The 21,561-nt window shown below is 71.8% G+C and carries 14 protein-coding genes; 5 read left to right on the forward strand and 9 right to left on the reverse strand.

The window, feature by feature from the left end; all coding sequences use genetic code 11:
• The first annotated feature begins 484 nt into the window (after positions 1–484).
• Positions 485–1,783, forward strand: a complete 1,299-nt coding sequence (locus HHX30_RS32390) for an NAD(P)/FAD-dependent oxidoreductase (RefSeq protein WP_169986789.1) — start codon at positions 485–487, stop codon at positions 1,781–1,783.
• Positions 1,784–1,792: 9 nt separating this feature from the next.
• Here the strand turns inward: HHX30_RS32390 and HHX30_RS32395 are convergent, their stop codons facing one another.
• The 3 genes from HHX30_RS32395 to HHX30_RS32405 form a co-directional block, all read right to left on the reverse strand.
• Positions 1,793–6,604 carry a HAMP domain-containing protein gene (locus tag HHX30_RS32395; RefSeq protein WP_169986791.1) on the reverse strand — a complete coding sequence of 1,604 codons (4,812 nt, stop codon included), beginning with the start codon at positions 6,602–6,604 and terminating at the stop codon, positions 1,793–1,795.
• Positions 6,605–6,903: 299 nt separating this feature from the next.
• On the reverse strand, positions 6,904–7,326 hold the full coding sequence (locus tag HHX30_RS32400) for a DUF6098 family protein (protein WP_169986793.1): 423 nt from the start codon (positions 7,324–7,326) through the stop codon (positions 6,904–6,906).
• A 214-nt stretch (positions 7,327–7,540) separates the two neighbouring features.
• Positions 7,541–8,194 carry a class I SAM-dependent methyltransferase gene (locus HHX30_RS32405; protein WP_169986795.1) on the reverse strand — a complete coding sequence of 218 codons (654 nt, stop codon included), beginning with the start codon at positions 8,192–8,194 and terminating at the stop codon, positions 7,541–7,543.
• Between the two features lie 113 nt (positions 8,195–8,307).
• Here HHX30_RS32405 and HHX30_RS32410 point away from each other — a divergent pair, with 113 nt between their 5' ends.
• Positions 8,308–8,862, forward strand: a complete 555-nt coding sequence (locus tag HHX30_RS32410) for a TetR/AcrR family transcriptional regulator (RefSeq protein WP_169986797.1) — start codon at positions 8,308–8,310, stop codon at positions 8,860–8,862.
• 9 nt (positions 8,863–8,871) lie between these two features.
• On the opposite strand, the gene HHX30_RS32415 is transcribed toward HHX30_RS32410, so the two are convergent.
• The 4 genes from HHX30_RS32415 to HHX30_RS32430 all read right to left on the reverse strand — a co-directional run bounded on the left by HHX30_RS32415 (position 8,872) and on the right by HHX30_RS32430 (position 16,008).
• Positions 8,872–10,251: a M1 family metallopeptidase gene (locus HHX30_RS32415; protein ID WP_169986799.1), complete on the reverse strand. Its 1,380-nt coding sequence runs from the start codon at positions 10,249–10,251 to the stop codon at positions 8,872–8,874.
• A 95-nt stretch (positions 10,252–10,346) separates the two neighbouring features.
• On the reverse strand, positions 10,347–11,078 hold the full coding sequence (locus HHX30_RS32420) for a BPL-N domain-containing protein (RefSeq protein WP_169986801.1): 732 nt from the start codon (positions 11,076–11,078) through the stop codon (positions 10,347–10,349).
• An 18-nt stretch (positions 11,079–11,096) separates the two neighbouring features.
• The gene (locus tag HHX30_RS32425; RefSeq protein WP_169986803.1) at positions 11,097–15,131 is read right to left on the reverse strand and encodes a Pls/PosA family non-ribosomal peptide synthetase; all 4,035 of its coding nucleotides are present in this window, start codon (positions 15,129–15,131) and stop codon (positions 11,097–11,099) included.
• A gap of 235 nt (positions 15,132–15,366) precedes the next feature.
• Complete coding sequence (locus HHX30_RS32430) at positions 15,367–16,008, reverse strand: helix-turn-helix domain-containing protein (protein WP_169986805.1); 642 nt, start codon at positions 16,006–16,008, stop codon at positions 15,367–15,369.
• A 99-nt stretch (positions 16,009–16,107) separates the two neighbouring features.
• Between HHX30_RS32430 and HHX30_RS32435 the strand changes: the two genes are divergently transcribed.
• From HHX30_RS32435 to HHX30_RS32445, 3 genes are all read left to right on the forward strand, one after another.
• Positions 16,108–17,346, forward strand: coding sequence for an acyl-CoA dehydrogenase family protein (locus tag HHX30_RS32435; RefSeq protein ID WP_169986807.1), 1,239 nt, complete (start codon positions 16,108–16,110; stop codon positions 17,344–17,346).
• Complete coding sequence (locus HHX30_RS32440; RefSeq protein WP_169986614.1) at positions 17,343–18,086, forward strand: SDR family NAD(P)-dependent oxidoreductase; 744 nt, start codon at positions 17,343–17,345, stop codon at positions 18,084–18,086. Before HHX30_RS32435 ends, HHX30_RS32440 begins: the two co-directional genes overlap by 4 nt.
• Positions 18,087–18,177: 91 nt before the next feature.
• Positions 18,178–19,338: a lactate 2-monooxygenase gene (locus HHX30_RS32445; protein WP_169986809.1), complete on the forward strand. Its 1,161-nt coding sequence runs from the start codon at positions 18,178–18,180 to the stop codon at positions 19,336–19,338.
• 28 nt (positions 19,339–19,366) lie between these two features.
• On the opposite strand, the gene HHX30_RS32450 is transcribed toward HHX30_RS32445, so the two are convergent.
• Positions 19,367–20,641 carry an MFS transporter gene (locus HHX30_RS32450; RefSeq protein ID WP_169986811.1) on the reverse strand — a complete coding sequence of 425 codons (1,275 nt, stop codon included), beginning with the start codon at positions 20,639–20,641 and terminating at the stop codon, positions 19,367–19,369.
• A 40-nt stretch (positions 20,642–20,681) separates the two neighbouring features.
• Complete coding sequence (locus HHX30_RS32455) at positions 20,682–21,143, reverse strand: MarR family winged helix-turn-helix transcriptional regulator (protein WP_169986813.1); 462 nt, start codon at positions 21,141–21,143, stop codon at positions 20,682–20,684.
• Between the last annotated feature and the right edge of the window lie 418 nt (positions 21,144–21,561).

Here is a 21,561-nt window from a genome sequence, read left to right on the forward strand (position 1 = left end):
AGCCGTGACGGCGCCCGCGACGCGCGGCGCCGGGACGCGTGGTCGGGCTTGTCCGAAGCGAGACCTCCGGGGGTCGGGCCGAGCCGCGGCGGGTACGGTGCGACAGGGTGGGCCGGGGCGCGTGCGCCCGGGTGCGACATACAGGGTCATGCGGGGGGTGCCGAGGTGCGCCATCACAACGCGAAACCGGCGGTGTGGTCAATCACCCCCGGTTCAGCGATGTGAACGCAATCATCGGATGCGTCCGGATGAGCGGATCTCCGGCTGGTAGGGCCGTGTACCGCCGCTTCACCTGCGCGGGGGTTCCTCTCTGTCGATCACTGAAACTTTCAGTCCGCGCACGTCGTACAGACCTGTGAACGAGCACAGATCTGATCTCTCGCCCCCGCTCTGCGGCCTCCGCGCCGGCGCCGCTGCATCCGCGGCCGCGGCGCGGTGCGAAGTCCCTGAAGGAGCCGTACGGCGGCCGGAAGGGGGGACGCTGATGCCACAGCCAGCCGAGGTGATCGTCGTCGGCGCGGGGCTCGCGGGCCTGGCCTGCGCCTGGCACCTGCACAAAGCGGGTGTGGCGGTCCGGGTCCTGGAGGCGTCCGACGGCGTGGGCGGCCGGGTCCGCACCGACCTGGTGGACGGCTTCCGCCTCGACCGGGGCTTCCAGATCTTCAACACCAGCTACCCCGAGGCCGCCCGGGTCCTCGACATCGGCGCGCTGGACCTGCGGCGGTTCACCAACGGGGCGATGATCTTCCGGAACGGCCGGCGCGAGCGGGTCGCGCTGCCGTGGCGGCATCCCCGGCACGTGCTCAGCGGCCTGCTCGCGCATGTCGGCACACCGGTGGACAAGGCGGTCCTCGCCGCGGTGACCGCCCGCGACCTGCTGCTGCCAGACTCCCTCGTACGGCGGCGCGGCGCGGAGCGAACGACGCTGGCCGAGCTGCGGCGCTGGGGCGCGTCCCCCGAGATCGTCGAGAACCTGTTCCGCCCCCTCCTCGCGGGAGTCGTGCTCGAACGGGAGCTGGAGACCTCCAGCCGGATCTTCCACCTCCTGTGGCGGTCGTTCTCCCGCGGCAGGATCGGCGTGCCGGCCCTCGGCATGGAGCGGATCCCCGCGCAGCTCGCCGCCCGGCTGCCGGAGGGCACGATCTCGCTGGAGACGCGGGTGCGCGCGCTGACCCCCGACGGTGTGGCCCTCGCGGGCGGAGGCGAGGTCCCGGGTGCGGCCGTGGTGGTGGCGGTGGATCCGCCCACGGCCGGGCGGCTGGTGCCCGGCCTGCCGGTGCCCGCGATGCGGCCGGTCACGACCTTCTACCACGCCGCCCCGGCCTCGCCCCTCGGCGAGCCCACGCTGATCGTGGACACGAAGGGAGTGATCACCGACACGATCGTGATCACCGATGCCGCGCCCGAATACTCCGCCGACGGACGTGCCCTGATCTCCACCTCGGTCCTCGGCGTCCACGGCGACCGGGACGAGCGCCGGGTGCGGGCCAGGCTCACCGAGATCTACGGTGACACCTCGTCGTGGGAGCACGTCGCCACCTACGCGATCGAGGCGGCCCTGCCCGCGATGCCGCCCCCGATGCCGCTGCGCCGCCCGGTCCGCCTGGAAGCGGTGGGACTCGGCGGCCGCCGCTACGTGTGCGGCGACCACCGCGACACCGGCTCCCACCAGGGCGCGCTGGTCTCCGGACGGCGGGCCGCCCGGGCGGTGCTGGAGGACCTGCACCGGGCGGCGCGGGTCCGGGGCCGCCGCACCGCCCCCGCGGCGGCCCGCCGGCCCTGAGGGCCGGGCCTACCTGTCGCCGTTGCCGGGCAGGTCCAGCCAGCGCTGCATGCAGACGATGAGCTCCTCGGCGTCCACCGGCTTGGTGACGTAGTCGCTGGCGCCGGACGTCAGGGTCTTCTCCCGGTCGCCGTGCATGGCCTTGGCGGTGACCGCGATGATCGGGAGCTGGGCGAAACGCGGCATGGACCGGATGGCGGCGGTGGCGGCGTAACCGTCCATCTCCGGCATCATGATGTCCATCAGCACCAGGTCCACGTCGTCGTTGCGCATCAGCACCTCGATGCCCTTGCGGCCGTCCTCGGCGTACAGCACCTGCATGCCGTGCAGTTCGAGGATCGTGGTGAGCGCGAAGACGTTGCGTACGTCGTCGTCCACGACCAGCACCTTGCGGCCGACGAGCGCGCTGTCGACCTTCCCGAGCTCCTGCGCCCCCTCCTCCGACGCCGTCTGCACGAGCGGCAGGACGTTGCCGGGCTCCTCTGCGGACAGGTGCAGCGTGATGCGCTCACGCAGCTCGTCGAGGCTGGGCAGGCGCTCCAGCGGCTGGTTGCGGGAGCGCACCTGCAGCAGGTCCTCCTGCGGGCGCGACAGCTTGCGCGAGTGGTGCGCGAGGACCGGGAGCACGCGCAGCGCGGGATCGGAGTCGAGCCCCTTGAGGAAGTCGGCCGCGGTGTCCTGCGGCATGCCGAGGTCGAGCACCACGCAGTGGACGCTCTCCTGCCGCAGCATCGACAGCGCGGACGGGGCGTCGCTCGCGGTCGACACCTGGACCGGGCCGTGGGTGTCGTGCAGGTCGGCCGCGACGCTCTGGGCCAGCATGGACAGCAGGCCGCCGGGCCTGGCCTCGACGACCAGCAGGCGGCGCCGCGCCCTGTCGTCGTCCCTGCCACCCGAAATCTGCGCCACCGCGGGCGCCGGCTGCGGGACGGCCGGCCGCGGCCGCGCATCCCGGGTCTCCGGTTCGTCCCTCTCGGCGTCGTCGACGCGGGCCAGCGGGAGGTAGAGCGTGAACGTGCTTCCCTCGCCCAGCGTGCTGGCCGCGCGGATCTCGCCGCCGAGCAGGGTCGCGATCTCCCGGCTGATCGACAGGCCGAGGCCGGTGCCGCCGTACTTGCGGCTGGTGGTGCCGTCGGCCTGCTGGAAGGCGTCGAAGATCTGCGAGAGGTTCTCGGTGGCGATGCCGATGCCGGTGTCCGCCACGTGGATGGCCAGGATCTCCTGGTCGCCGGCGTCCGGCAGGGCCACACCGGACGCCCGTTCGATGCGCAGCTCGACCGAGCCCGTCTCGGTGAACTTCACCGCGTTCGACAGCAGGTTGCGCAGCACCTGCCGCAGCCGCTGCTCGTCGGTCAGCAGCTCGGCCGGCACGTCGGAGGCCACCGTCACCTCGAACCGCAGGCCCTTCTGCGTGGTGAGCGGGCGGAAGTTGGCGTCCACGTAGTCGAGCAGCTGACGCAGGCTGACCGGCTCCGGCGTGATGTCCATCTTGCCGGCCTCGATCTTGGACAGGTCGAGGATGTCGTTGATGAGCTGGAGCAGGTCGGTGCCGGCCGAGTGGATGACGTTGGCGTACTCCACCTGCTTGGGCGTCAGGTTGCGGGTGGGGTTCTGGGCGAGCAGCTGCGCCAGGATGAGCAGCGAGTTGAGCGGGGTGCGCAGCTCGTGGCTCATGTTGGCGAGGAACTCGCTCTTGTACTTGGACGCCAGGGCGAGCTGCTGGGCCCGGTCCTCCAGCTCCTGACGGGCCTGCTCGATCTCGCTGTTCTTGGTCTCGATGTCGCGGTTCTGCTGGGCCAGCAGCTCCGCCTTCTCCTCCAGCTCGGCGTTCGAGCGCTGCAGCTCCTCCTGCCGCACCTGGAGCTCGGTGGCGAGCCGCTGCGACTCGGCCAGCAGCGCGTCGGTGCGGGCGTTGGCCACGATCGTGTTGACGTTGACGCCGATCGTCTCGACGAGCTGCTCCAGGAAGTCCCGGTGGATCTTGGCGAACCGCCCGAGGCTGGCCAGCTCGATCACGCCGAGCACCTGGTCCTCGACCACGATGGGCAGCACGATGAGGTTGACGGGCCCGGCCTGCCCGAGGCTGGACGACACCGTCAGGTAGCCCGGCGGGATGTCCTCCACCAGGATCGTCCGCCTGGCCTGTGCGGCCTGGCCGACCAGCGAGTCGCCGAAGGCGTACCGGCGCGAGGTCTCGCGGTGGCCGTAGCAGCCGACCACCCGCAGCTCCGCGCCCGCCGGGGTCTCCTCGGCCAGCAGGAACGTGCCGTGCTGGGCGTTGACCAGCGGGGCCAGCTCGTTCATGACCAGCTCGGCGACCGCCGACAGGTCGCGGTGACCCTGCATGAGCCCGGAGACGCGGGCGAGATTGGTCTTGAGCCAGTCCTGCTCCTGGTTGGCCCTGGTCGACTCACGCAGGGACTCCACCATGGAGTTGACGTTGTCCTTGAGGTCGGCCAGCTCGCCCTCGGCGTCGACCGTGATGGACCGGGTCAGGTCGCCGGAGGTCACCGCGCTGGTCACCTCGGCGATCGCGCGGACCTGCCGGGTGAGGTTGCCGGCCAGCTCGTTGACGCTCTCGGTCAGCCGCTTCCAGGTGCCGGACACGCCCTCGACCTCGGCCTGGCCGCCCAGCCGTCCCTCGGTGCTGACCTCGCGGGCGACGCGGGTGACCTCGGCGGCGAACGAGGACAGCTGGTCGACCATCGTGTTGATGGTCGTCTTCAGCTCCAGGATCTCGCCGCGGGCGACGACGTCGATCTTCCTGGTCAGGTCGCCTCGCGCGACGGCCGTGGTGACCTGGGCGATCGAACGGACCTGGTTGGTCAGGTTGTCGGCCATCGAGTTGACGTTGTCGGTGAGGTCCTTCCAGGTCCCCGCCACGTTGGGCACCCGGGCCTGGCCGCCGAGCTGGCCCTCGGTGCCGACCTCGCGGGCGACGCGGGTGACCTCGTCGGCGAACGCGCTCAGCGTGTCGACCATGGTGTTGATGGTCTGGGCGAGCGCGGCGACCTCGCCCTTGGCCTCGACCGTGATCTTCTGCGACAGGTCGCCCTTGGCGACCGCGGTGGCGACCTGGGCGATCGAGCGGACCTGACTGGTGAGGTTGGACGCCATCACGTTGACGGAGTCGGTCAGGTCCTTCCACGTGCCCGACACCCCGCGTACGGTCGCCTGGCCGCCCAGCCCTCCCTCGGTGCCGACCTCGCGGGCGACGCGGGTGACCTCGTCGGCGAAGGAGGACAGCTGGTCGACCATCGTGTTGATGGTCTCCTTCAGCTCCAGGATCTCGCCGCGGGCGTCGACGCGGATCTTCTGCGACAGGTCGCCCCGGGCGACCGCCGTGGTCACCTCGGCGATGCTGCGCACCTGGTCGGTGAGGTTGTCGGCCATGACGTTCACCGACTCGGTCAGCGCCTTCCAGGTGCCGGAGACGCCCTTGACGTCGGCCTGGCCGCCCAGCCGTCCCTCGGTGCCGACCTCGCGGGCGACGCGGGTGACCTCGTCGGCGAACGCGCTCAGCGTGTCGACCATGGTGTTGATGGTCTGGGCGAGCGCGGCGACCTCGCCCTTGGCCTCGACCGTGATCTTCTGCGACAGGTCGCCCTTGGCGACCGCCGTGGCGACCTGGGAGATGTTGCGGACCTGGCTGGTGAGGTTGCCGGCCATGAAGTTCACCGAGTCGGTGAGGTCGCGCCACGTGCCCGACACGCCCTTGACGTCGGCCTGGCCGCCGAGCTGGCCCTCGGTGCCGACCTCGCGGGCGACGCGGGTGACCTCGTCGGCGAAGGAGGACAGCTGGTCGACCATGGTGTTGACGGTGTTCTTGAGTTCGAGGATCTCGCCGCGGGCGTCGACGGTGATCTTCTGGGAGAGGTCGCCGCGGGCCACGGCCGTGGTCACCTGGGCGATGGAGCGGACCTGGCTGGTGAGGTTGCCGGCCATGAAGTTGACGGAGTCGGTGAGGTCGCGCCAGGTTCCGGCGACGCCGGGGACCTGCGCCTGGCCGCCGAGCCGTCCCTCCGTGCCCACTTCGCGGGCGACGCGGGTGACCTCGTCGGCGAAGGAGGACAGCTGGTCGACCATGGTGTTGACGGTGTTCTTGAGTTCGAGGATCTCGCCGCGGGCGTCGACGGTGATCTTCTGGGAGAGGTCGCCGCGGGCCACGGCGGTGGTGACCTCGGCGATGGAGCGGACCTGGCTGGTGAGGTTGCCGGCCATGAAGTTGACGGAGTCGGTGAGGTCGCGCCAGGTTCCGGCGACGCCGGGGACCTGCGCCTGGCCGCCGAGCTGGCCCTCGGTGCCGACCTCGCGGGCGACGCGGGTGACCTCGTCGGCGAAGGAGGACAGCTGGTCGACCATGGTGTTGACGGTGTTCTTGAGTTCGAGGATCTCGCCGCGGGCGTCGACGGTGATCTTCTGGGACAGGTCGCCCTTGGCGACGGCGGTGGTGACCTCGGCGATGGAGCGGACCTGGCTGGTGAGGTTGCCGGCCATCGCGTTCACCGAGTCGGTGAGGTCCTTCCAGGTGCCCGAGACCGCCGGCACCTCGGCCTGGCCGCCGAGCTGGCCCTCGGTGCCGACCTCGCGCGCCACGCGCGTCACCTCGGAGGTGAACAGGGACAGCTGGTCGACCATCCCGTTGAAGACGGTCGCGATCTCCTTCAGCAGGCCGTCGCCGTCCTCCGGGAGCCGGGTGCCGAAGTCGCCGTCCCGTACGGCGGTGAGGCCGGCCAGGAGCTGCCGCAGATCCAGTTCCGGGTCACCGCCGGCGGCGCGCGCGGGTCTCGCGCGCTTCGCGGTGCCTGCCCTCTCGACCATGTCCACCCTCACGATCGCCGTTTGACCAGGAGAAAGAAAGCATACAAAGCACTGCTGAAGGCCACGCCTCCTCTGACCGCGGCCGCGGCCGGAGCGGCACACCGGCCTGCAAGGCTACCCGGCGGACGATCTCTGCGGATCGCCCTCGGAGGCGACGTGTCAGTGGCGATCACGACTTCGGGGTACATCCGCGGCGTGCACGTTCCGCGTCTGTGCCCCGTCTTCGCCGCGCGGTGTACGGCGAGGTGCTGCGGGCCCGGGCGGGAGTCCGTCCCTCCCGGGGCGCCCCGGCCCGAACCTCAGCCGGTGGAGTCGCGGCCGGCGTCGAAGACCTCCTCGTAGTGCTCACGCGCCTGCTCGACCACCGAGTCGTCGAGCCACGCGACCGGCTCGACCTGGTCGATGAGCGGCTCGTGGTCGGGGCCGCGGCCCACCACACGACCGGTCAGCACCCACGCGTGCCGTTCCTCGTCATTCTCGGCCAGATGCGTGTATTTGCAGATCTGGCGGGCCAGCCAGTCACGCAGCGGGAGGGTCCACCAGCGCTCGGCGTCGAGCACGGTCGCCGACAGGCCGGGCAGCTCCAGACGGCTCTCGTAGTCGACGCTCGGCTTGCCGGCGTCGGCCTCGGGCCCCTTGGAGTACCGCAGGTGCAGGCCGGGCCGGTGCTCCACGAGCTCGGTCAGCTCGTCCAGGCTCTTGATGGTGGGTAGTCCGCTCACTTCACCCCTCCGCGGTCCCGCTCCGCCCGATCCGCTTCTGGCGGGGGCCTGGCGCGGCTCTCACGTCCGCCCTCCTTACGGGCCGCCGTGAAGACCGAAAGGGGCTGTCCGCAACCATCCCCCGGCGGTGCTGTCCTCCCCTCCCCGCCCGCCGCGAGGGCAAACCCGCACCATGAGAGTGCGCCGAGGCCGTGCGACCCCGGGGCCGATCGCGCTAGCGGCCGGGCCGGATCGCGCGGACGTAGTAGAGAAGGCCCGGCAGGTCGCCTTCGTCCTCGATCTGGAAGCCGGCGTCCGGGATCAGGGAGCCGAGCAGATCCCGCGGGTCGTGCCGCATGGCCGGCCCGGTCAGCATCCCGACGAGCCGGGCGGCCAGGGGACTGGCCGGAGGCCGGAACTCCGCGATCACCAGACGGCCGCCCGGGCGCAGCACCCGGAACATCTCGCGCAACGCTCGCGGCCGCGCGTCCCCGGGGATGTGGTGGACCGCGAGGCTGGAGACCACCGCGTCGAACGAGCCGTCGGGGAACGGCAGGCTCTGGCCCTCGCCGACGACGTACGTGCAGTTGCCGGGTGCCCGGCGACGGGCGTACTCGACCATCGGGGGAGAGGGGTCGACCCCGGTGACGTGCCCGCTGGGGGTGACGACGGGCGCGAGGATCCGCGTGAGGTAGCCGGTGCCGCACCCCACGTCGAGGATTCGGTGGCCGGCGCGTGGCCTGGCCTGCATGGCGACGCGGGTGAAGGCGGCCCGGCGGCCTCCCCCGTAGCCGATGGAAGTGAAGATCTCGTACGCGCGCGGGTGGTCGATCGTGCCGCCCGCCTCCGCGTGCTCGGCGTGATCGTGCAGCAGCTTGCCCAAGCCCATGGCGGTCCTCCATCGCCGAACTGTCTGTTCGGTAATGAATGCTCTGTTCGCTATGGTGCCCCCGTCAACGATCAGACGAGCCGCGGTGTGCGGAACCGAACAGGAGCCGCGAAATGTCCGACGACAGGCGGGTGCGGCGCACCAGGCGGGCCATCCAGGAGGCGCTCGTGGCGCTGATCCTCGAGAAGGGCTACGACGCGGTCACCGTGACCGACGTCATCGACCGGGCGGACGTCGGAAGGTCGACGTTCTACGCGCACTTCACCGACAAGCAGGACGTCCTGGTCAGCAACATCGAGCAGCTCGCCTTCCTGCGCCCGGAGACCTCCGCTGCTCCAGGGGAGCTCTTCGCCTTCAGCCTGCCGATGTTCGAGCACGTGCGGGAGCAGCGACGGCTCGTACGCGCGTTACTGGGGCGGCGCGGCGGCGGCCTGGTGCCGGCACGCGGCGAGCGGATACTCGGCCGTGTGGTCAGGGACGAACTCCTCGCCGCGGGCGCCCGGCCGTCGCCCGCGCTCGACCGCCTGGTGATCTGCGTGGCCGGCGCCTTCCTGGCACTGCTGCGCGGCTGGGTGGACGGCGACATCGCCGCCACCCCCGCCGAACTCGACGCCACCTTCCGCGCCACCGTCCTCCCCGGCGTGCGGTCCATCCTTGTCCAGCGATAGTCGCCGGGTTCAGAGCCGGGGCTTGTTCGCCTGGTAGAGCCATGCGTCGAAGAAGGAGCGGAGGTTCTGCCCGCTGAGCTTCTCCGCGAGGCTGACGAAGTCGGCCGTGGTCGCCGTGCCGTGCCTGTTCTCCTGCGCCCAGGTCTTCAGCAGGGAGAAGAACACCCTGTCCCCGATCTTCGTGCGCAGGGCGTGGACGGTCATCGCGCCCCGGAGGTACACCGCGTCCTCGTCGAACATGTGCTCCTGGCCGGGATCGCCGGTCTTCAGGTTCCAGAAGTGGCCGGTCTTCCGGTAGTGCCGGTCGAAGATCTCCTTGGCGGACGGCCCGCCGTGCTGCTCCTGGTAGAGCCATTCGGCGTACGTCGCGAAGCCCTCGTTGAGCCAGATGTCGCGCCAGCTCTGCACGCCGACGCTGTCACCGAACCACTGGTGCGCCAGCTCGTGCACGATCTCCGAGTCGTCGGTGGGGCCGCCGCTGTAGACGGGCCGGCCCTGCGTCTCCAGGGCGGTCACGGAGCCGTTGCCGTCGGCGATGCCGCCCGTGGAGGAGAACGGGTAGGGGCCGAAGAGCTTGGTTCCCCACGCGACCGCCTTCGCCGTGACGTCGTGCAGGTTCTTCGACTCCTCGGCCAGCGACGGGTCGTAGGCGGTCACGTTGGGCATGCCGCCGACCGTGCCCTCGCTGACCACGAAGTGCCCGATCGCGATCGTGGCGAGATAGGGCGCCATCGGCTGCCTCATCTCCCACCGCACGGTCTTGTAGCCGTCGTCGTCCGCGCCGTCCGTCCCCGTGTGCTCGCCGTTGGCCAGCACGGTGAGATCCTCGGGTGCGGACACCCGGAAGGAGAAGGTGGCCTTGTCCGCCGGGCTGTCGTTGGCCGGGAACCAGCTGCGCGCGCCGTCCGGCTGGGATGCCACGAACGCGCCGTCCTTGGTCCTGATCCATCCCTGGCGACCGGTCGCGTCCGAGACCGCCTTCGGCGTGCCGGCATAGGAGACCGCGACCGTGAACGTGCTCCCCGACCTCAGTCCCTTGGCAGGGGTGATCACCAGTTCCTGACCGGCGCGGCGGTAGGAGGCCCGGGCGCCGTCCACCGTCACGCCGCTGATCGGCGGCCCGGAGAAGTCGAGGTTGAACCGCGACAGGTTCTGGACGGCGGTCGCGGTGATCGTCGTGGTGGCGTCCACCTCGTGGTCGTCGGGGTCGAACCGCAGGCGCAGGTCGTAGTGCCCGACGTCGTAGCCGCCGTTGCCCTGGAGGGGATAGTAGGGGTCGCCCGCCCCCGCCGACCCGGGGAGGAAGGTGACCGGCTCCGCGGCGGCCGGAGCGGCCGAGGACGCCATCACGGTGAGGCTCGCGGCGAGGGCGGCTAATTTACGCACCATGCCCCCATAATGGGGATTTTTAGCAGAAAGCGGTAATTCGTCCCTAATAGTAACATTTAGGGTGAATTGTCTCATGCATCACACGGGTCACGGGTTCACCCGCTCATCGCCGCGTCCACGAGGTCGAGACCGAGGTCCTGCGCCTGCCGGACCGGCAGACCGGCGTCGGTGAACCAGTCGTCGGTGGCCTCCGGATGCGGGCCGACCACGGCGACCCGGCCCGCGCCGTACGGCGTGACGAGGGCGGCGACGGCGCCATTGGGGTAGGTGGCGAGGACGCTGGCCTTGTTGTCCGGTTCGAGCAGGAAGCAGGGGCCGTCCTGGAAGAACACGCTCCTGTCCCGGCCGCGCCACCGCACGTCGACGAGCGTGTCCTCCTCGTCCTCCACGGTCGCCCCCGGTGTGGCGATGTACTGGTCGGTGTCGCCCGGCAGCAGGGCGAACCCCGGGGTGGCTCCGGCGAGATAGCCGCCGAGGCAGAAACCGAGATAGCGGCCGCCTTTGGCGACGAAGTCACGGAGCAGGCCGCGATGCCGCCTGAGGTGCCGGTAGCCGCGGTCCAGATCCCCGCCACCGGGCTGGGCGTACACGGCGGCCTGGGCCAGCGCCTCCGCCGTGAGCGGGACCTCCTCGTGCGGGCCGGTGTAGCGGACGTCGAAGCCCCAGCGGCTGGCCTCCAGCAATCCGGCGACCGCCTCCGAGCATCCGGCGATGGAGGCCGGGCCCCGGTAGACGAGCGCGATCGGCCGTCCGGAGCGTGGCGGAGGGGCCTTCTCGGGACGGAGGACGCGGCGGAGGGTTTTGAGGATGCCCGTAGTGGATCCCATGTGTTTGTCCCCGATCTCTCAGGCGAGGCCGGCCTGCGCCGGGATGCCTCGCCAGCTCGTGCCCGGCGTGAGCCGCTCGCCCTTCATCAGCAGTGACAGAGCGCCGAGCGACACGTCCTCGCCCATCACCGAGTCGTAGAGCACCACGGCGCGGGCGCCGATGCTCGCGCCGGACCGTACGGTCACCGCGGACATCTTCATGACCCGGTCCTCGAAGAGATGGGTCTGCAGTGACACCCCCGATCCGATCGCGACGTCGTCACCGATCTCCACGAGGTCGAACTCGGTCAGGTAGGTGGTCGCTATACAGGTGCGCCTGCCGATGCGGGCCCCGAACCACCGCAGCACGGGCGGGAGGAACGGGGTGCCGGCCAGGAGAGCGACGCCGGCCGGAACCGCGGCGGCCTCGTACAGCCCGGTGACGAACTCCGTGCGCCGGACGAACCGGCTCCACAACGGCTCCACCCTCGGCCGGTACACGCCGATGAGGAGTCGCTTGGCGGCGACGCAGCAGCCGATCATCCCCAGCCCTGCCGCACCGGCGACGAGCGGCGCGGCGGCCGCGACCGCGGGCAGGGGCAGGACGCGGGCGAGCGCGTGCACGCCCAGCAGGTAGAGGTAGAAACCCGCGCCGAACAGCGTCGCCGGGAGGGTGGTGCGGAAGAACTCGATGCCCAGGCGGTGAAGCACCAGCCCGCGAGCCGGCCGGAACGTCTGGTCCTCCGAGAACGAGCCGCTGTCCTGCCGTACGGGAAGGTGGATCGGGGGAGAGCCCAGCCACGAGGTGCCCTCGGGCACGCCGTCGCGCGGCGGGACCGTGCTGACACCCACCAGGGACCCCGGTCCCATCCGCGTCCCCGCCGGGATGACGGCCGCGTTGCCGACGAACGCGCGCCTGCCCACCTCGGTCGGCAGGAAGGCGACGTGACCATGGGCGAAACTGGCGGCGCCGACGCTGGCCATGTCCGCGACGAAGCTCTCCTCGCTCAGCGTGAGGAGGTCGGGATCGAGTTGTGCGGCCGTGGACACCTCGGCGCGACGGCCGACCCGCGCGCCGAGCAGCCGCAGCCACGGGGAGGTGTACAGCGTGCCGTAGAGCGAGTTGGTCGACCTCAGGCTGAGCTCCAGGAGCTTGTCCACCGCCCACTTGCGTACGCCGAGCCAGGAACGCGCCGGGTGGACGCCGACCGGCGCCTTCGGCAGGACGAGACGTTTGCCGGCGGCCACCGCCGCGCAGACGACGACGACGTACAGCGGGCCCGCCACCAGGACGGCGGCCGGACCGGCCGCGAGACCCCAGGCGGCCACGGCCGCCCAGACGACCAGGACGCTCGGCACGATCGAGGCCAGCATGATCGCCTCAAGGCAGCAGAGGACGGCCACCGTCGCGGCCACGTGACGCGCCTTCCACCCGGGCGGGGCAGGGGCGCGCAGCATCGTCTCCACCACCGGCCCGAGAGACTCCACGGGAGTCGGCGGCGACCCGGCCCACCGTTCGCCCTCCGGCACCGTCTCGCCCCGCGTCAGCGCCGACTGGTCGCCGAGCCCGGCGTGGGCGGCGACCCGTGCGCCCGGCGCGAGCACGACGCCGTTCCCGACGAACGCGTGCGGACCGACCTCCAGGGGGGCGACGACCACCCAGCCGTCCACCACCGCCCACGCGTGCAGGGAGGCCCGGTATCCGATCGAGGCGCCCGCACCGATCCGCAGCAGCGACGGGAGGTTGACGTCGGCCGTAGCGACGGCGGCGCCGGGCCCGACCCGCGCGCCGAGCAGCCGCAGGTACGCCCCCATCATGGGGGAGCCGCTCAGCAGCGGCAGCGGGGAGACCGACAGCAGCAGCTGCAGTGTCCACAGCCGCAGGTAGGTGGCGCCCCACAACGGGTATCGGCCGGGCCGGATCCCGGCAGCCAGCGGTCGCGCGAGCAGGACCGGCAGCAGCCAGCGCACCCAGAGGTAGGCGGTCATCGCGGCCAGCGCCAGCGTGGCGAGCATGCCGGCGCCGGCCGCGGGCAGCAGCAGCCACCCCTCGTCCCTCCTGGGGACCCCGGGGATCGGACGGGGGTTGGTCCACCCGTGCAACGTGACGGAGACCGGCAGCGTGATCACGAGTAGCAGCAGGTAGATGACCGCGCTCTGCGCGGCCCCGGCGAGCGCGATCCGGCGGCCGCCGTGCCGCAGGGGAGCCGGGCGGGGCGGGGCGGCCGGCTCGGGCACACCCGTACGGCCGCCCAGATGCGCGGCGAGGCGGCGCAGGGTGGGGTTGGCGTAGAGGTCGCGCACCGCGAGGCCCGCGCCGATCTCACCGGCGCGCAGCAGCGACACCACGCGTGCCGCCAGCAGGGAGTGACCGCCGAGGTCGGTGAAGAAGTCCGCCTCGACCGACAGCGACTCGGGGGCGAGGCCGAACGCCTCCGCCCACACCTCACGCAGGCGTGTCTCCAGCTCACCTTCGGCGGGCGTCACCGGCCCGGGGCCCACGAGGCGACGGCCGGTCGGCGGGGGCAGCCTCCTGCGGTCCACCTTGCCGCTCGGCATGGCCGGCAGTGCGGCCACGACGTCCAGGAACGAGGGCAGCATGTACGACGGCAGCCTGCGGCGCAGCCGGTCGTGAAGCCGCCCGGCGAGGGCCCGGTCGCCGTCCCCGTTGGCTGCCGCGGGCACGACGTATGCGGCGAGTTCGCCGCCGGAGGCGCCCGTGCCGGGCACGGGCATGAGGGCGGCCACGGCCTCGGCGACGCCGGCGTCCTCCAGCAGCACGTTCTCGATCTCGCCCAGGTCCACCCGATGTCCCCGGATCTTCACCTCGGAGTCGGCGCGGCCGAGATACTCGATCTCCCCGGTCGCGGTCACGCGGCCGAGGTCCCCGGTGCGGTACAACCTGCCGCCGGGGGAGGCCAGCGGATGCCGGATGAAGCGGTCGGCGGTCAGGTCGGGACGGCCGACGTAGCCGCGGGCGACGCCGGGCCCCCCGATGCAGATCTCGCCGACCTCGCCGTCCGGCACCGGGTCGCGCCGCTCGTCGAGCAGCACGACGGAGTAGGTCGGCAACGGCCGGCCGATGGTGACCGGCCGCCCCGGGAGCAGTTCGGCGCAGGTCGCGGTGACGGTCGCCTCGGTGGGCCCGTACGTGTTGAGGATCCGGCGGCCCGGCCGGCTCCACCGCTCCACCAGCCGGGGCGGGCAGGGCTCGCCCCCGACGATCAGTGTGCGCAGGCGCGGCAGCTCACGCGGGATCGTCGCGAGCAGGGTCGGGACGCAGTAGAGCATCGTGATGCCGCTCTGGTCCAGGAAGTCCGCGAGCTCCGCGCCGAACTGCGGTAAGCCGGCCGGGCCCGCGACGAGGGCGGCGCCGGCCGACCACGTCGGCCAGATCTCCTCGATGGAGAAGTCGAAGGAGATCGTCATCCCCTGGTAGACCCGGTCGTGCGGCCGCACGCCGTACAGGCCTGGCACGATGTCGAGGAAGTTGCGGATGCTCGACTGCGCCACCTCGACGCCCTTCGGCCGGCCGCTCGACCCGGAGGTGTACATGACGTACGCGACCGGATCGTCGTCGGCCGCGCCGTCGAGCGGGCGGGTGATCGGCGCGGCGGCGGCGAGGCCGGCGGAGGCGTCGAGGTCGAGCACGCGGTGCCCCAGCGCGACGACGGTCAGCGACCGGTCCGACGTGGTGAGCACGAGGTCGACGCCGGCGTCGTCGAGGATGTAGCCGACCCGGTCCGGCGGCGACTGGGGGTCGATCGGCACGAACGCCGCGCCCGCCTTGCCCACCGCGAGCAGTGCCACGTACGTGTGCACCGACCTCGGCAGCAGGATCGCGACGCGGGATCCGCATCCGATCCCCAGGTCGCGCAGCAGGTGCGCCAGCCGGTTCGCCCGGGCGTCCAGCGCGGCGTACGTCAACCTCAGCTGTCCGCACTCCAGAGCCGTCGCCCCCGGCGTCAGGTCACAACGTGCCTCGAAGACGTGGTGCAGCCGTCCGCGTGATCGCCTGGACGGAATCCGCGGGCCGCTCCCGACCCGTGCTGTTCGCGATGCGTGACTCGGCATGATCACCCTTTGGCCGATCGCGTGTGACTTGGGCGGGTTCGTCGATCCACACGAGAAGTGCCCGGCGCGACCCGCGAGACGGACGCGGGATCATGTCCGCCGCCGGATCCCCTGATGCCCGATGACACCGCCATGAGGCGGTCGTCCTAGGGAGTGTGTGCCCCCGATGCCGCTAGGCTCCGGCAGCGAATTCCCCAGACAGGGCAAAAGTACGGCGATGACGGCCGAGCCGCCCTCAGGGGCGCTGCTCGCGTTCGGCGAGGAGTCGGGCGGTCTCCTCGGAGACGTCGCTGGCGAGGACCGCCGTGACCACGTCGATCAGGTGGCTGGTGAACAGGCGGTCGTCCCGTGCCGGGGCCGCGCCCGCCCGGCGGGCCAGCTCCACGTACGTCATGCGGATCGCCATGAAGCGCTGGTGCAGGCGTACGGCGGCCTCGGGGAGCAGCGGGGCGACCAGCTCCCGCCAGCGGCCGATGCTGCCGCCGCCGTCATCGGGGATGCTGGGCGGCATGCGGTGGAGCAGTTGCTCCATGACACGCAGGTAGGCCCGGCCGCCGTCGGGGTCGGCCAGTTTGGCGGCGGCCGGGCGGACGAGCGCGGCGGCGAGCGTGCGACGTGCCTGGGCCGGCGGCAGCGGGCCGCGTGCCTCGTACTCGTCCAGAAGTTGGTGGCGCCGCGCCTCGATCTCCGGCCGGTGCTTGGCGAGCACCGCCTTCAGCAGCCCGGCGCGGTCGCCGAAGTGGTACTGCAGCGCGGTGGAGTTGCGCTGCCCGGCGGCGGCGTTGATCTCGCGCAGCGAGACCGCGTCGATGCCGCGCTCGGCGAACAGGCGTTCCGCGGCGTCCACGAGCCGCCGGACCGTGGTCTCCGCCGCCATCACGCCTCCCTTGTCGCCCGTACGCCCGAAGGATACGGTATTTCAGGCGATCGCCTTATATGGTGCGGCAGCCGCATTAGCGGGCCCCGAGGGAGGATCATGGCCATCGACTTCACGCTCGCTCCCGAGCACGAGGAGATACGCGCACGGGTGCGGACGTTCGTCCAGGAGACCGTGATCCCGGCGGTGAAGCCGTTCGAGGACTCCGAGGAGAAGGCGCTCACCCGGGACGAGTACCTGCGCACGATCTTCGACCTGCGCCGCCGGGCCAAGGAGGAGGGGCTCTGGCTGCCGCACATGCCCGAGGAGTGGGGCGGCATGGGCCTCGGCCACGTAGAACTGGCCATGGTGCAGGCCGAGGCGGCCAAGACCAGGCTCGGCCCGTGGGTGCTCAACTGCGCGGCGCCCGACGAGGGCAACATGCACACGCTGCTGCACTGGGGCACCGACGAGCAGAAGGAGCGCTACCTGCGTCCGCTGCTCGACGGCGTGAAGATGTCGTGCTTCGCGATGACCGAGCCCGAGGTGGCCGGCTCCGATCCCACGCTCATTCGTACGAGCGCCGTGAAGGACGGCGACGAATGGGTGATCAACGGGCACAAGTGGTTCATCTCCAACGCCCGCAGGGCGAGCTTCGCGATCCTGATCGCCAAGACGGAGTTCGACCTGCCGGAGGGCGCGCGGGGCGCCAACACCGCCTTCCTCGTGGACCTGCCCGCCGAGGGCTGGCACGACGTACGCGAGATCGAGACCATGCACGGCTCGACCGGCCACAGCGAGATCGTCATCACCGACCTGCGCGTGCCGGACTCCGCGGTGCTCGGCGGGCGGGGCAACGGCCACCGGCTGGGGCAGTACCGCCTCGGCCCGGCCAGGCTGGCGCACTGCATGCGGTGGATATCGCAGGCGGAGACGGCCCTCGACATGATGGTGGGCAGGGCGCTGGACAGGTACAGCCACGGGTCGCTGCTCGCCGGCAAACAGGGCGTGCAGTGGATGATCGCCGACTCGGCGATGGAGCTGTACCAGTGCAAGCTCATGGTGCTGCACGCCGCCTCGAAGATCGACAAGGGCGAGGACTTCCGCACCGAGGTCTCGATGGCCAAGCACTTCGTGGCGAACAGCCTCAACCGGATCGTCGACCGTGCCATCCAGATCCACGGGGCGCTCGGCTACTCGACCGACACTCCGCTGGCGCACATGTTCCAGCACGCCCGATGGGCCAGGTTCGCCGACGGCGCCGACGAGATCCACCAGATGCGCATCGCGGAACGGACGATCGAGGCCTACCGGGCCACCGGCTCGACCAGGGCCGCGACGGGAGGGCTCCCACTGTGAACACCGACGACATCTCCGGCAAGGTCGCGCTCGTCACCGGGGGCGCGGGCGGCATCGGCGCGGGTGTGGCCCGCCGCCTGGCGGCGTACGGCGCGCACGTCGTGCTGGCCGACGTCGACGCCGAGGCCGGCGCGCGCACCGCGGAGGAGATCGGCGCCTCGTTCGTCCGGACCGACGTGTCCCGGCTGGAGGACAACCAGGCCGCGGTCGCGCTCGCGGTCGAGCGGCACGGCGGGCTCGACCTCGCCTTCCTCAACGCGGGCGTCGCCTCGGGCTGCGGGCTCGGCGAGGACTTCGACCTCGACCGCTACCGGCGCGTGATGGGGATCAACCTCGACGGCGTCGTCTTCGGCGTGCACGCCGCGCTGCCGGCGATGCGGGCCGGAGGTGTGATCGTGGCGACCGCCAGCATGGCGGGGATCGTGGGCATTCCGCAGGATCCCGTCTACGCGGCCAACAAGCACGCGGTCGTCGGGCTCGTCCGCTCGCTCGGCCCACAGTTGGAGCCCCTCGGCATCCGGGTGCAGGGGTTGTGCCCGTCGTTCGCGGACACCGCGATCCTGGACGGCGACATCAAGACGCTGCTGGACGAGCTGAAGTTCCCGATCCTCGACGTCGAGACGGTCGTCGACGCGTTTGTCTCGCTGCTGGCGAGCGAGGGCACCGGGGAGTGCTGGTTCGTCGTGCCGGGCCGCGAGAGCGAGCCCTTCGCCTTCCGCCGCGCTCCCGGGCCGCGGTGAGCTGGTATGACCGGGTTGTCGGCTTTCGGGCGATGAGGGCGATGATTCGGTAGCGTGCCGCTGTCGATTCGGTCGCGGAACGAGGACGACGATGACCACCTGGGCGGACTTCCAGTACGAGATCTACCTCAACGGCATGACGGGGGCCGTGCCCCGGCTGCCGACCGACCTGACCCGGCTGGAGGAGATGGCCGAGCGGCGGCTCGGCCCGGGCCCGTTCGGCTACGTCGCCGGGAGCGCGGGCAGCGGGCGCACCGGGCGTGCCAACCGCGAGGCGCTCGACCGCTGGCGGATCGTGCCGCGGATGCTCCGCGACGTGCGCGAACGCGATCTGTCGGTGACCGTGCTCGGCAGGAAGCTGCCCGCGCCGCTGGCGCTGGCGCCGATCGGCGTGCTGTCGATCATGCACCCCGAGGCCGAGCGGGCCGCCGCCCGCGCGGCGGCGGCGCTGGGCGTGCCCTTCGCCTTGTCGTCGGCCTCCAGCACGCCGATGGAGGACGTCGCGGCGGCCATGGGGGACGGCGAGCGGTGGTTCCAGCTCTACTGGGGCAAGGACCGCGAGGTCACCCTCAGCTTCCTCGCCCGGGCCAAGGCGGCGGGGTTCACGGTGCTCGTCGTCACCCTCGACACCCCGCTGCTGGCCTGGCGGCCCCGCGACCTCGACCAGGCGTACCTGCCGTTCCTGCGCGGCGTCGGCACGGCCAACTACTTCACCGACCCGGCGTTCCAGGCCGGGCTCGCCCGGCCGGTGCACGAGGACCCGAACGCGGCGGTCCTGCACTTCGTGGGCATGTTCGGCGACCCGGGCAAGACATGGCCGGACCTCGCGCTGCTGCGCGAGCACTGGGACGGCCCGATCGTGCTGAAGGGAGTCCTGCACCCCGACGACGCCCGCCTGGCCGCCGACGCCGGAATGGACGGCGTCGTCGTCTCCAACCACGGCGGACGCCAGGTCAACGGCTCGATCGGGGCGGCCGACGCCCTGCCGGCCGTCGCCGACGCCGTGGCCGACCGGCTCACCGTGCTGTTCGACGGCGGCATCCGCACCGGGGACGACGTCGTCAAGGCGCTCGCGCTCGGCGCCAGGACCGTGCTGCTCGGCCGTCCGTACGCGTACGGGCTGGGGCTGGACGGGCAGGCCGGGGTGGAGCACGTGATCCGCTGCGTGCTCGCGGAGACCGATCTCACCCTGGCCCTGTCCGGCTGCGCCGGCGTCGCCGCGCTCACCCCCGACCTGCTCACGCGGATCTGACCCGGCCCGCGCGCACCGGGCGCGTCGATCAGGTGGCCGAGCCGATGTCCTCGGCCAGGGCCTCCTCCTCCAGTTCCTCCCGCCGCGCGGCGGCCGGGTCGGCGGCGGCCATCTCCGCCTGGGCGCGCTCGGCCTCGCCGAGCTGCCGGTGCGCGGCGGTGAGGACCACCGCGCCGAGGAGCACCGCGGCGGCGCCCAGGTAGAACGGCGCGTGCCGGCTGTCGAAGTGCTCGGCGAGCTTGCCCGCGACGAAGGGCGCGAGGCCGCCGCCGATGAATCGGATGAAGCCGTACGACGCGGAGGCGATCGGCCGCTCCACGGGCGAGACGGTCATGACCGCCTGGGTGGTGACCGTGTTGTTGACGCCGATGAAGATGCCGGCCACGATCACGCCGCAGATCACGACGGTCCGGTTGTCGGTGAACAGCGCGATCACCAGGATGTCGAGGCTGAACAGCACGAGGTTGGCGTAGAGCGTGCGGGCGATGCCGAAGCGGGCCTGCAGCCGCGGGGCGCCGAAGACCGAGAAGACCGCGACGAGGATTCCCCAGCCGGTGAAGACGAGGCCGAGCTGGTGCTCGTTGAGCTCCATCGGGTACGGCGCGTAGCCGAGCACCGTGAAGAAGCCCCAGTTGTAGCAGAGCGCGGTCAGGCCCAGGATGAGCAGGCCGCGATGGCGCAGGGCCTTGATCGGGGCGGTCACGCTGGTCCTGGTCGCCGGCGTGGGCGTCGGCCGCACCAGGGTGACGGTGGCGATCAGCGCGATCGCCATCAGGACCGCGACGCCGAAGAACGGGCCGCGCCAGCTGATGCCGCCCAGCACGCCGCCGAGCAGGGGGCCGACCGCGATCCCGACGCCGAGCGCGGTCTCGTACAGGATGATCGCTCCGGCGAAGCCGCCGCTGCTCGACGCGACGATGACGGCGAGCGAGGTGGCGATGAACAGGGCGTTGCCGAGGCCCCAGCCGGCGCGGAAGCCGACGATGCCGCCGATGCTGCCGGACATCCCGGCGAGGGCGGCGAACACCACGATCAGGGCGAGGCCCGCGATGAGGGTGCGCTTGGCGCCGATCCGGCTGGAGACCCACCCGGTGACCAGCATCGCCACGGCGGTCACGACCAGATAGCTGGTGAACAGCAGGGAGACCTGGCTGGGCGTGGCGTGCAGCTTCGAGCTGAGGGCCGGCAGGATCGGGTCCACCAGGCCGATACCCATGAACGAGATCACGCAGGCGAAGGCGACGGCCCAGACCGCCTTCGGCTGCTTGAAGGGATTGGAGACGGGGGCATGAGCAGAGCTCACCGGACCTCCTGGTAGTAGCGAGGGGGAGCCGACCGGGCCCCTACTCGTCGGCCGCGCTCTGGAGCAGGCGCCGGAGCAGGGGGAGGAACTCGCCGGCGGCCCGCGTCAGCTCACGCAGCTCGCCGGGGGACAGCGTGCCGAGCATCTCGTCGAGCCGCTCCCTGCGCCGGCGGCGCCGCTCGGCCAGCAGCGCGCGGCCGGCGTCGGTGACGCCGACCAGCACGGCCCGGCCGTCCTGGGCGTCGACGCCGCGACTCACCAGCCCTTCGCGCTCGAGGCGCTGCACGAGCTGGGTCATCGACGGCTGGGTGACGCCCTGCTCAGCCGCGAGCACGCTGAGCCGCGCCGGGCCGTTCCTGTCCAGGTACGACAGGGTCGTCGCGGCCGTGAGGCTGATCTCGCGCGTGGACAGCCGCCGTACGGCGAGCACCGCGAGGTCGTCCAGGATGGCCGCGATCGGGTGGGCATCCTCGCGGGAATCGGCGTTCGGGGAGTCGGACACAGGAGTTCCTCCGGACGGGAACCAGATTTACATAGGAAGCTTATACAACTGTCCGGAGCGGGATGCGTCGCCCCCCTGTGGTGAGTGATGGCGTGGATCGCCGGGACACCGCCGGGCAAGGCGGAGGGCCCGGTCCTGGCGAAGCCCGCTACGCACGGACCGGGCCCTCGCCGCGCTGCCGCCGAGGTCAGAAGGGCCAGTCGGCCGACGTGCCCGCCTCCAGCAAGGGGATCATGCGGAAGCAGGCGTCGGAGAAGCCGCCGAACTCGTGCCGGTTCGCCGAGCCGGTCCGCATCGCCGCGGCTCGGTAGCCGCCGAGGTTGAAGCCGTACACCGGCACGCTCGCCGGAACCGCGGTGGTGACCCCTCCTCCGTGGGACCCGGCCATGGTCTGCATGTCCGAGAGGATCACCACACG

This window comes from Microbispora sp. H10836, assembly GCF_012999525.1.
In the GTDB taxonomy this organism is placed as follows: domain Bacteria; phylum Actinomycetota; class Actinomycetes; order Streptosporangiales; family Streptosporangiaceae; genus Microbispora.